Origin of the sequence: Actinomyces sp. HMSC075C01 (genome assembly GCF_001812965.1) — a bacterium.
In the GTDB taxonomy this organism is placed as follows: domain Bacteria; phylum Actinomycetota; class Actinomycetes; order Actinomycetales; family Actinomycetaceae; genus Actinomyces; species Actinomyces acetigenes.
Window position 1 is genome coordinate 25,667 of sequence record NZ_KV810942.1, and the last position, 2,505, is coordinate 28,171.

Below are 2,505 nucleotides of genomic sequence, written 5' to 3' on the forward strand. Positions count from 1 at the left end.
CACGCATCCAGTCCGACTCCTGATGCAGCACACCGTCCGAGGCCTCCATCCACAGGTGCGAATACAGCCAGGCACCCCGGTGAGGATCCACCTGCGCCGGACGAAGGTCATCCATGGTGAAGTCCAGCTTCGCGGGAAACAGGACGCCCTTGCGCTGGCCGTCGATCGTCAGCCAGTTGGTGATGAACCCGGTTCGGTGGATGGCGTGGTAGTCGATGTCGATGCGGGTCCCGCCGCTGTCGCTCAGCCAGTCCCGCAGCATGCCCTCGAACCGCTCGAAGGCCTCCTGCTCACTCAGGTCCTCAACAGTCACGGATGCCCCTTTTCAGGATGGTTCACGAACTTCTCGCGCCGCGGAATGCCTTCAGCGTCCGTCCACGTCGCTTTGAAGTCGGTGGGTACTCGTTCGGTGTTGGTCAGTTCCGGTCCGGCTGGGTCGCGGTAGTTGAAGTCTACGGCAAAATTCTGGTAGTTCCCTGGATTCTTGGCGATGTCAGTCTCCAGTGCATGATAGGACTTGAAACCGCTGTCGGGGAAGTTCTGGTTGACCTCCTTGAGCATCGCCACCACGTTGATCTTCTCAGGCGGACCGTGGAACTGGGTACCGGCCCCGTGCCCACCGTTGTGCTCACCGGGCAGGTCGTCTCCCAGAGCCTTCACCTTGCGCTGCGTGTGCGCCGAACGCACACCCTTCTCCCCGTTAGCTTTATCCAGGGGCTCCATGTGACCGTCGACCTCCATGCGCGATGTACGCGCATGCTCATCAGTGACGTAGTGGAACTTGCCGACCCCCTGACAGTAGAAGTGACCTTGTTTAAGGTGTTCACGAAAAAGGTTGGGTTTCAGGCTGAGTGTAAGCAGTCTGTTGGCCCGTGGTGGGAGCGGAAAGGCCTTGTGGTGCTGGGGTCAAGTTGGTTGTCTCGACTTGACCCCAGCACCACAAGGCTGACGGGGGGCTACTCCCCGGCTTCAGCGACTATCCGTGCTCCTGCGGGGGTGGTGTGCGGCCGGGTAGGAGAAGGCGGTACCTCAGACTGAAACTGTGTGGGGTGAGTCGCTCATGCTGCCGGTTACAGATCATCTCGGCGGTTGTTTCCTGATATAGGTCTCCCTTTGGAGTAGTCGATGACAGCGTGAGGTACGCCGTCGGGCTTGGGGCCGAGGTGTTGCCGAATATCGGCGGTGTCGAGCTTGTTGAGCTCCATCATGGACAGGTAGTAGTCCAGGAAGTCGTCATAGCGCTCGATCACTTCGCCGCGTACCCAGGAGACGGTGCCCTCAGCTGGGGTACCGGGGCGACCCATGAGAGCGACGTCGATCTGCTCCCGAGCAGCAACTACGGGGAAGTGGTCAGCGGCGACGACACCTCCGGCGGCCATGGCCTCGACACACTCCTCCAGCTCCAGCTGGGTCTGGCCGGCCTCGTGCAGCTCGCCGCCCAGCAGGTCGGAGGTGGAGAAGATCGTCATGTTCTGGAAGAAGTAGGGCCAGCCGTTGGAGGCCAGGAGGAATCCGCGGTAGGACTCCGGCAGGCGGAAACCCAGCTGGGTCTCGGTGCTGGCCACGGTCTCCTCTGTGGCGTGCACGTGTGGTAGGGCGTAGTTCCATATTCCTTTCCAGTCGGCCTCCATCCGAGCCTGGACAATCATCCACCCCCAGCCGATGTAGTCCGGCCACGTAAACTCCCGCCTCCCCTGACTAGCTTCACCGGCAGCGCCAGTAGTCTGATCAGTCATGTCTCACTCCCTTTCCCCGAGAAGGAATACCGTCGGTTTGTACCCTACAGGATAGCGAGTGTTCTGTCCCCCAGACTGGAGTTCACCCTGCGTGACATCGGCTGCCACTCGTGCGGCTCCGGGCCTCGCCCCCATCCGGTGTCAGGAACATGGCTGGCAACTTTGCCACCCGAATACAATTCGGGATGTGCTTTCTTTTCACGTGCCGCTGCAGCCTTTGCCTCTTGGACAAGAGAACTCTTTGTGGTGGCGACTCTCCCGGTTTTTGACAGTGCACCGGCTTCAAGTGCTCGGTTGCAGCCGGCGACGTACTCTCGGTACTCCTTCATTTCGGCTTCTGTTGCGTTTTTGCGAGGATAGAAGATGACCGGGCCGCTCATTGGGTCGCTTCCGTCGCCGCCCTTTTCGTTGCCGCCGCCCTTGGGTGGGGTGCCTTCGCCGCCGCCGGTGGTTGGTTTGGGGTCGGACTTGGCTGGGGCTTCGTCGAGTTTTACTCCCCAGCGGCCTTCGTTGGGGTTGGGGCGTGGGGTCTTGGGGCGTGTGGGAGCTTTGCTGGGTCTGTATATGGTGGGTTTGGCTTTCCCCATGTCGCCGGCCTGGCGCATGCTGATGCCCGGTAGCCCGGCCAGCGCGTGCTGGGGGTGTTTTAAGGTGGACGCGAGGTCCTTGGCTGCCTCCACCTTCGTGGTGACGGCTTTGCTGACCTTGGCCGGGATGCGGGTGAAGGCCGCAGCAACGTCGTCGAGCAGGCGGTTGGCTTTGCTTAGCA

The 2,505-nt window shown here is 61.3% G+C and carries 3 protein-coding genes and 1 pseudogene; all 4 read right to left on the minus strand.

The genetic code is table 11. From position 1 onward, the window contains the following. Nucleotides 1-313, minus strand: a pseudogene (locus HMPREF2883_RS01950) (hypothetical protein); the annotation flags it as partial. Beyond that, on the minus strand, nucleotides 310-861 hold the full coding sequence (locus HMPREF2883_RS13840; RefSeq protein WP_371080213.1) for a DNA/RNA non-specific endonuclease: 552 nt from the start codon (nucleotides 859-861) through the stop codon (nucleotides 310-312). The pseudogene HMPREF2883_RS01950 and the gene HMPREF2883_RS13840, both read right to left, overlap by 4 nt. A gap of 209 nt (nucleotides 862-1,070) precedes the next feature. Next, nucleotides 1,071-1,736 carry an SMI1/KNR4 family protein gene (locus HMPREF2883_RS01960; protein ID WP_070658695.1) on the minus strand — a complete coding sequence of 222 codons (666 nt, stop codon included), beginning with the start codon at nucleotides 1,734-1,736 and terminating at the stop codon, nucleotides 1,071-1,073. A 44-nt stretch (nucleotides 1,737-1,780) separates the two neighbouring features. Further along, nucleotides 1,781-2,505 (minus strand): hypothetical protein (locus HMPREF2883_RS13845; RefSeq protein WP_256277283.1); only part of this gene is annotated, 725 nt, incomplete at its 5' end.

Coding starts and splice junctions, on each gene's coding strand:
- HMPREF2883_RS01960 (WP_070658695.1), bottom strand. CDS start 1,736: ATGACTGATCAGACTACTGGCGCTGCCGGTGAAGCTAGTCAGGGGAGG.